The following is a 9,438-nucleotide window of genomic DNA, read 5'->3' as shown; positions in this document are numbered from 1 at the left end:
CTTCCTTACCTTCTCTATAGAAGCCCTAACAGTATCTCCAGAAAATAGGTCCTGGTGGAGAAGTAAGTGATAAAAAATGAGTGAGAATTGATTTGAGGATTGGATGAGTGGGAGATATCTAATACAGCCCATCTCCCCATCTCCCCATCTCTCTCCTCTGTTTTTAAATAGATCCCTTCAGGGGTTCTATAAATTAGAAGCACGAATTGCTGCACCAATTAATCCCACTTGAGGATTTAATACAATATGAACAGGCACTTTTTCTAATAACGGTCTCATTCGCCCCTTACGGTTAAAAGCCTCCATAAAACTCCCTGATTTCATCAGTGGCATAATTTTACCAGCAATACCTCCTGCTACATACACACCACCATAAGGTAAAAGTTTCAGTGCTAAATTTCCCGCTTCCGCTCCATAAGCTTCTACAAACATTTCCAAAGTTTGCTCACACAAGCGATCGCTCTTTTCTAAAGCAGCTTTCCCAATAACCGCCCCTGGATCTACAGTAATCTCAGTTGAGCCAATTTCTTTTTCCCACTGTCTGACTACATCACCTATTTCTGGAGACTCCGTGGCAGATTGGCGATCGCGTAGAAACTGATAAACTGCGACAATTCCCATTCCCGAAACTACTCTTTCCACAGAAACTCGGTCGATATTATGCTTTTTCAATAAGTATTGTAATAGATGAAATTCTAACTCGGACCGTGGGGCAAAATCAGCATGACCTCCTTCTGTGGGATAAACTCTAATTGAACCTGCTCCCCGAATCAAAAAACATTCTCCTAATCCTGTACCGGCACCAAGTACAGCTATGGGAGCATCAGCTTGAGGTTCCCCTGGTTGTAAAGTCTCCAAATCATCAGGAGTTAAACCCAAAATTCCATAACCCACTGCTTCAAAATCATTAATCAAACTAATATGAGATATGTCTAACTCCTTTTCCATCAGCTTTGCATCCAGCATCCAAGGGAGATTAGTTAGTTTAACTGTATTATTGACAATTGGTCCAGCAATCGCAAAACAAGCTTTTTCTGGTTGTTGTTTCTCTCCTAACTTCTCAGTCGCTTCTTCCAGAAACTTATTTACTATAGGTACTAAATCTGGAAAATCGTGACTAGAGTAACGATTTTCATAGAGATTTCGTAGTTCCACCGCAGCTTTTGATTCTTCTCGTTTTGCTTCTACGAGTTGTAGTATTGTTTTAGTACCGCCAATATCACCAGCTAGTAACAATGTCATAGACTATATCCTCCTGAGCAACTGTTTAATTTTTACCCATTGCATAAATGTGGGATGATTTTAATAGTTTTGTGGAATGGGCATCTTGCCCGTTCCTGATATTTTCCCCAAATTTTAGCAATGCCAATTTTTATTACTATATCGTGTTTAGTCACATAGTTAATTTGGTCTTATTAGAAAGATAAGAATTTATAGTGCTATAGAAATCCGTGCATAGGTTGTGATAAATTAAAAAGTAAATAAAAAATTTGAAACTCTTACCAGATGAGCTGTAGCAATAGTGCCTCTTGCCTAAAAAGCAGTAAGATTTTTGCCACGAATATGCGGAGGATTGCTATATGTATTAAGGTATTTGAAATTTATCAGTCCTGAAACCCTTTGGCAGTCTTTTTTTCCCTTTAGTGTATTATTTATCTTATTAGTCAAAAAGATATCTCTATGTAAAGTCTTTTTATAGGTAAGCATTCAGCTATTAGCTTTCAGCAAACTGACTTTTCTTTTCTTTTCCTTACCTTACCTTACCTTACCTTCGGAATGCTTTGCAAACGGAATGCTTTGCAAACGGAATGTTTTGCAAACGGAATGTTTTGCTGCGCACATGAAATGCAAAAAAGCGACTTTTCCTCCTGAAAATGAAGTACCATTAATAAAGCTTTTAGAGTACATCAGAAACAATAGCTGAATGCTGAATGCTGAATGCTGAATGCTTACTTTTATAGTCCTTATTATTCCTAACATTCTTTTTGCAAGTGTTGGTGAACCAAGCTATGAAATAATCGCGAGGGTGTTATTAAGAAACCGGGTTTGTTGGAGACATATTTAAGTATGTATCGGCATCCATCTAAATATAATAGGACTTACGCAAAGAAACCCGGTTTCTAGTTTTCTAGAAAAATCATAAAAATAGTATTAGTTTCCCATCCCCAATATTTCATCAACAGTTAAACTCACATCATCAAAAGCTTGAATAGTTAAGCAATCGCCCCGAAAAAATTGCTGTTTATGCTGATAACTATTCCCCACAATTTCCCGGTAAACTTCTACTAATTATTGATCAATATCTATCAACCAAACTTCAAAAATTCCATTCTCAGCATACAAAGGTATTTTCACTTCCCGGTCATATTTAATAGTTGAATCTGCTACCTCTATTAATAAAAATATATTTTCTGGTTGTGGATGTTTTCCAGCATCATAATCATCACGCCATTGCAGCAAAACTAAATCTGGTTGTGGTTCACTATCATCATTTAAGTCTATCAGATTCTGAGTATCAACTATCGCTTTTCCAGATAATAGTTTATTAAAAATTCCATTTAAACGCCTCACACAACCAGCATGATAAATACCAATAGATGCCATTTTTACAATTTCTCCTGCTATTAATTCTACTCGGTCATCCTCTTTAAGAATACCTACTTTAACCATTTGATGATATTCTTTGACATTAAACAGTCGTTTTTGTAATTCTACAACCATAATCACCTCTTTTAAGATTTACAAATATGTAGTAATTTACTATTATAACAGTTATAATATTTGTGCAGAAACCGGGTTGATTAATGTCTTAATTTGAAAACAAAATAATCAGGGTAATCAACCCGTTTTTTTGTTTAATAATTGGGCATAAATTTGATTAATTAGGGTTTGCTGAAAATTATTTCCAAGTAGCAATAGATGATTTAGGGTGCGGAATATGAACCCAATCGTTAACTTATTCAGTGTATAGTTTTCGGAATTTATCTGTTGAGGAAATATGGGGGATTTGAGAAACAATTACCTCTAACAATTTCACATCATTAATTGCAGAAATTTCCGATAATATTCCCATAGCTTCATCTCCAAATTTTAGTTTTCAACCCATCTCTATTGCCAATAATAACGCTTGTTTAAACGGAATGCTACGCAAACGCGAGCGCTATATTTCGCGATTATTGATGTTCTCTTCATCTATTGTCCAATAGTTAGGGTGGGCTGATATCAAATCCGGTTGAATACTTATTATATAGTTGGGGGAGATGGGGAGATGGGGAGATTGAAGGCTTGAAGTAATTATAGAACTATAAACATATACTATATAACCGGATTATGATTCGGGATAGAACATCCGTTCCGCTTTCCTAGGTCATGCTACGCAAACGCGAGCGCTATATTTCGCGATTATTGATGTTCTCTTCATCTATTGTCCAATAGTTAGGGTGGGCTGATTAAACCTCAAAAGCTTTACAGGTAAAAGTTTCAGCCTTTTTCGGTCTCATGTTGATGTTTTATTAATCTATTGGACAATAGTTACAGTAGTTTCCGCGCGTTATGAAGTACATATGCACAAGCAAGTGCGGCAGCTATATACTTTCATACAACAAAGCCTCTAATACCATTTCTCAAAAACTTTATCTATTTCAGAGTAGGGAAGTGGGGGAGTGTAGGGACGTTGCATAAGGGCGTCCGTACGGGAGAAGTAAAAACAAGAATAATTAATGCACTCATAGTGCTGAAACTAACAAAAAAGTAATTACCTTAATTTAATTACTTAATAACTGAAGTTTTATCCAAGTATAGCGTTAATGCATGGAAATTGGTATAACAATGTAAGCATTCAGAAGATATGGAAACTCCAAAAATAGTTTTCGATCCCTGCTTCCACACATTTCTAACCTTACTCCTTATTACTTCTACCAAAATTCACTAAAAGTAAGTAAGCACAGGGAACCAAATAGAGAGCAACAAGAGTCGAACCACCAACACCACCAGCGATCGCTACCGCCAAANGAGTCTTCCAGAATGGCAGCTAAAACTACTACTGAGTCATTAATGGCAACTCCCACTAAACCAAATGTGCCGATGAGACTCATAAAACCAAAGGGATAACCAAATAACCATAAACTAAAAAATCCTAAACCAATAGCACAAATGGCGACTCCGCCAATAATGGCAGTTGCTCGGAAAGAATTTAAAGATAAAACTAAAATAGAAACTGCTAACAAAAATACTAGAGGTGCTGTGGAAAACAAATTTGCTTCAGTTTCACCTTGTTTTTCTGACTCTCCAGCAATTTCCAACCAATACCCGGATGGTAACTCAAAGTTTGAATCATTTAACTTTTGTTGCCACTCCTGCAAAACTGCAGAAGGTAACACCCCAGCAGCAACAAAACCTTGAATCAAATTTACCCGTCTACCATTACGTCTTTTAACAAGAGAAAATTCTGGCTTTAATTCTACTTTTGCTAAAGCTGATAGAGGTATTGTATCAGTTGCACTAAATCGGTTTTGATTTAGACTGGAGTTAGTAGGTTGTAAGTCTAGAGATGTAATTTTGCTAAGGTCTCCCCGTTGAGCATTCGACACTCGCACCCGCACTGGTAATTCTTCAGTATCTTCAACAATTGAACCTCCTAAATTTCCCTCCAACAAGCTTTGTAACTGCTGTGACAAACTAGCATGATCTAACCCAGCTAAACGAACTTCTTCCTCATTCACTTGTAGTTTTAGTTGGGGTCTAATTTCACTTAAAGTGTCGCGGGTGTGAATTACGTTAGGAACTTGAACTAAGATACTTCTTGCTTGTTGTCCTAATTCTTGTAGACGATTTAAGTTAGGACCATAAATTCTCATTTCTACTGGTGCATCAAAGGGAGGTCCTTGTTCTAATTGTCGAATCAAAACTTGAGCGTCAGGAAATTTAGTATCAACTTCTGCTTGGAGTAAATTAACAAATTCTGGTTTAGCAATTAAATTTAACTGTAAAATTCCTTGAGCATAATTTGGGTCTTGTCTACCTGATGCTAAGTTGTAGAAATACCGAGGGGAACTACGTCCTAAAAACCACTGTATTTCTTCAATTTCTGGATGTTTTAACATTAGGTTTCTGACTTTTATAGCCGTATTTTTTGTTTTTTTAATGGAGGTTAGACCAGGTAGTTCTAATTCTATTTGTAGTTGGTTTCTTTCTGCTGGAGGAAAGAATTGTCGAGGGAGAGTTCTGACTTGAATGAAACCAGTTATCGGTAAAATTAAACTTAAGAATATTCCTAACCATGGACTGCTAAATACACTTCGTACACTGACTTTATAAAGTTTAGTTAAAGAAGAATTTGCAAACCCGGTTTGCCACCATTTTTGTTGAATATGATGCGAATAATAATGATAAATATGATATAGTCTACCTGCCAAACCAGAACCTATGGTTAGAGAAAATATTAAAGAAGAAATAACAGCTAAAATTACACTAATGCCAATCCCACCAGCAAATTCTCCACCAGGACCAGACATTAAAACAATTGGTAAAAATGCTAGAGCTGTAGTTAAAGTTGATGCTGTTAATGGCAGGAATAAATGATTAACAGCATCATTAATAGCAGTTTCAGCGCTCAATCCAGAAACCATATTTTTAGTAATTCTATCAACAACAATAATTGCTGTATCAATCAATAATCCTAAAGCTACAATTAATCCAATTATTGAGGTTTGATTTACAGAAACATTCAGAAGTTTCATCATCCCTAAAACCATACAACTTGATAAGGGTAATGCTAAACTTACAACAGTTGCAGATTTCCAACCCATTAAAAGTAATGTAATTCCAAATACCAGTATTCCAGTCACGAACAGGTTTAACATCAGACTGTTGAAACGAGCTTGAATATAATTATTTTGATTAAAAATTATCTCAAGTTTCAGACCTTGANATTCAGAAGTTTCATCATCCCTAAAACCATACAACTTGATAAGGGTAATGCTAAACTTACAACAGTTGCAGATTTCCAACCCATTAAAAGTAATGTAATTCCAAATACCAGTATTCCAGTCACGAACAGGTTTAACATCAGACTGTTGAAACGAGCTTGAATATAATTATTTTGATTAAAAATTATCTCAAGTTTCAGACCTTGACCAAGCTCTTGCCGGAATTTTTCTATAGTTGCTTCTGCTGATTTTGCCCAGAGGTCTATTTGATAATCTGATTTAACAAATACAGCTAAAGCAGAACCAGGATAACCATTAATTAATGCAAGTTCATTTGGTGGTTCAGCAATTGTTTTTCTTACTTCAGCAATGTCTCCAAGTCTAGTAAATTCTCCTTGGTTACTAAAGCTAATTGGAATATTCTGAATCCGATATAGGGAATCTAAATCTGAATCAACTTCTAGGAGTAAATCATTATTTTTACCGCGAAATAGACCAGAAGAAACTTTAGCATCACTTTGTTGAATTTGTGCTGATAATTGTTGAGCGGTGAGACCAAGACTAGCTAATTTAGCGGCATCAATTTCTACTAATACTTCTTCTTGAGGATTACCAATTTTGGCAACTTTTTCTGTTCCTGGTAATGCTAATAATTTATCTTTTAATGATTTAGATAAACGGGTAATAATTGCATAATTTGGTTTTGTATCTTGTGACCAAATTAAAGCAGTAATCATAGTATAAGCTCTAGCTTCAAGTTCTTCTAATCGTGGCTGACTTGTACCAGCAGGTAATTGGGGAGCAACTTGATTTAATTGCTCTCTAATTTTTAACCAAACTGTGTCCACGTTTGCTTTTTTAACTGAATCTAATAATTCAATACTAATAGTTGAATTTCCTACTTTAGAAGTTGAATTTGTAGTTTTAATTTCTTCTATTTCAAATAGTTGTTCTTCTATTTTTTCTGTGATTAATGTTTCTACTTGTTCCGCATCAGCTCCTGACGAAAAAGTTGTGATGACTGCAAAGCGGGAGGTTAATTCTGGGTCTTCAAGTCGTGGCAATGTTAAAAAAGATGATATTCCCCAGACTAAAATTATTAGTATGGTTAGTATTAATAATCGCAAGTTTTGATAAAATAAAGTTGCCATTTCAGTTATNATTTTTTCTGTGATTAATGTTTCTACTTGTTCCGCATCAGCTCCTGACGAAAAAGTTGTGATGACTGCAAAGCGGGAGGTTAATTCTGGGTCTTCAAGTCGTGGCAATGTTAAAAAAGATGATATTCCCCAGACTAAAATTATTAGTATGGTTAGTATTAATAATCGCAAGTTTTGATAAAATAAAGTTGCCATTTCAGTTATCAGTTATCAGTTAAGAGTTAATAGTTAATAGTTATCTTTCGACTCTTAAAACAATCTATCAGGTTTATATTTTATAGCAATGAGAATTTTGACTTAGTTTTGTCACATTTGTTTTTATTGCGGATATCGCAATAGAAAAATGTAGGGGTTGGGATAACAAACCCCTGCAATAAAATTAGGACTTACGCAGGTTAACCCCCCTTTCCCCGGTTTCTCGTAGAAATCTATTGCTCAAAACAACAATTTATCGTAGAAACCGGATTTCTTTGCGTAAGTCCTAAAAATATTACAATAGACCTCTCCAGAAAAGAGGCAACAGGTAACTCTTAACAGGGAACAAGAAGAAATAATTGATAATTTATGGATAAGAATTGATTTTATTTTTTATTTTTGCAGATGTCTAATAATAGATTGCGGCTTTGTTGCATGAAAATATATAGCTGCCACACTTGCTCCGTATATGTACTTCATAATGCGTGGAAACTGCTGTAACTATTAGACTTCTTGCAGAAGTCAGGGAATAGGGAATAGGGAATAGGGAATAGGGAATGAAATTGTTGATTTCATATCTTGAATTGATTTCATCTTTTATTTTTGGAGATGTCTATTGTCCAACAGATGAATGAAACATCAACTATTGTCCAATAGATGAATATAGCACTACGCAAATAGGTTAGGACATTGTTAAATCCTGTTTGCGCAGCATTCCGTAGGAAAACCCTTTTACAATCTTCTGTTCCTAGTTAAGTGTTCCCTGTTCCCTATTCACGCTTCGCGTAGCGCTATAAAATATCAATCTCGGAAAAGAGAGCGATATAGCTGCCACNATGAATGAAACATCAACTATTGTCCAATAGATGAATATAGCACTACGCAAATAGGTTAGGACATTGTTAAATCCTGTTTGCGCAGCATTCCGTAGGAAAACCCTTTTACAATCTTCTGTTCCTAGTTAAGTGTTCCCTGTTCCCTATTCACGCTTCGCGTAGCGCTATAAAATATCAATCTCGGAAAAGAGAGCGATATAGCTGCCACAGTTGCTCCGCGTTTCATGTGCCTAGCAGATATTCTATCGCTACTTTCATGCAACAAAGGATTGCTATAAATTCTATAGTAACAGGACTTACGCATAGCCACTATATCTAGTAGGGGTTAACGGCCGTTAACCCCTACAGGTGGTGTATATTTTCATGTTTTGCGTAAGTCNACTTACGCATAGCCACTATATCTAGTAGGGGTTAACGGCCGTTAACCCCTACAGGTGGTGTATATTTTCATGTTTTGCGTAAGTCCTGAGTAAATTATCTTGGTCTAGGGAAAAGTGGGAGCATCTTGCTCCCGCTACTTCGAGAAACTTCCCACATTTCCTACACTTTTGATCCTACTCCTTGATTACTTCTACCAAAATTCGCCAGAAGTAAATAACAACAGGGAACCAAATAGAGAGCAACAAGAGTCGAACCACCAACACCACCAGCGATCGCCACCGCCAAAGGAGGCCAAAAACTACCACCTTGTACCAACAAAGGAACAAACCCGATCATTGTGGTTAAGGTTGTGGCAACTACATGACGAGTGGAACCCATGACGACTTGACGCATAGCTCGACGGTTGCCTATGGATGCTTCGGAGTCTTCCAGAATGGCAGCTAAAACTACTACTGAGTCATTAATGGCAACTCCCACTAAACCAAATGTGCCGATGAGACTCATAAAACCNGAGTCTTCCAGAATGGCAGCTAAAACTACTACTGAGTCATTAATGGCAACTCCCACTAAACCAAATGTGCCGATGAGACTCATAAAACCGAAGGGATAACCAAATAACCATAAACTGAAAAATCCTAAACCAATAGCACAAATGGCGACTCCGCCAATAATGGCAGTTGCTCGGAAGGAATTTAAGGATAAAACTAAAATTGAAGTTGCTAACAAAAATACAAGAGGCAGTGTAGAAAACAAATTTGCTTCAGTATTACCTTGTTGTTCCGACTCTCCAGCAACTTCCAACCAATACCCAGAGGGTAACTCAAAGTTGGAATCATTTAACCGTTGTTGCCACCCGTTCAAAACTTCAGAAGGTAACACCCCAGCAGCAATAAAACCTTGAATTAAGTTTACTCGTCTCCCATTACGTCTTCTAATAAC

5 protein-coding genes and 1 pseudogene are annotated in these 9,438 nt (G+C 36.4%); all 6 read right to left on the bottom strand.

Going from position 1 to position 9,438, the window contains the following annotated elements; genetic code table 11:
- Positions 1-186 precede the first annotated feature (186 nt).
- Positions 187-1,242 (bottom strand): glucokinase, encoded by a 1,056-nt coding sequence (locus tag AFK68_RS23390; RefSeq protein ID WP_094675529.1) that lies wholly within the window; start codon positions 1,240-1,242, stop codon positions 187-189.
- Between the two features lie 1,047 nt (positions 1,243-2,289).
- Complete coding sequence (locus AFK68_RS23385) at positions 2,290-2,721, bottom strand: Uma2 family endonuclease (RefSeq protein ID WP_371357518.1); 432 nt, start codon at positions 2,719-2,721, stop codon at positions 2,290-2,292.
- A gap of 1,290 nt (positions 2,722-4,011) precedes the next feature.
- Positions 4,012-5,921, bottom strand: a 1,910-nt coding sequence (locus tag AFK68_RS23380; RefSeq protein ID WP_371357519.1) for an efflux RND transporter permease subunit, incomplete at its 3' end; no start/stop codon positions are given.
- An 8-nt stretch (positions 5,922-5,929) separates the two neighbouring features.
- The coding region (locus AFK68_RS23375) for an efflux RND transporter permease subunit (protein ID WP_143438171.1) at positions 5,930-7,078 on the bottom strand (1,149 nt) is incomplete at its 3' end.
- Between the two features lie 1,580 nt (positions 7,079-8,658).
- Positions 8,659-9,009: pseudogene (locus AFK68_RS42375) on the bottom strand (efflux RND transporter permease subunit); the annotation flags it as partial.
- A gap of 1 nt (position 9,010) precedes the next feature.
- On the bottom strand, positions 9,011-9,435 hold a 425-nt coding region (locus AFK68_RS42370; RefSeq protein WP_256386636.1), incomplete at its 3' end, for an efflux RND transporter permease subunit.
- Between the last annotated feature and the right edge of the window lie 3 nt (positions 9,436-9,438).

This window comes from Hydrocoleum sp. CS-953, from assembly GCF_002260545.1.
Taxonomy (GTDB): Bacteria; Cyanobacteriota; Cyanobacteriia; order Cyanobacteriales; family Microcoleaceae; genus Trichodesmium.
This window is presented reverse-complemented; position numbering and strand designations above follow the sequence as displayed.

Bases quoted from the DNA above. Each gene is read 5' to 3' on its own strand.
- AFK68_RS23390 (WP_094675529.1), bottom strand. From the start codon at position 1,242: ATGACATTGTTACTAGCTGGTGATATTGGCGGTACTAAAACAATACTA.
- AFK68_RS23385 (WP_371357518.1), bottom strand. From the start codon at position 2,721: ATGGTTGTAGAATTACAAAAACGACTGTTTAATGTCAAAGAATATCAT.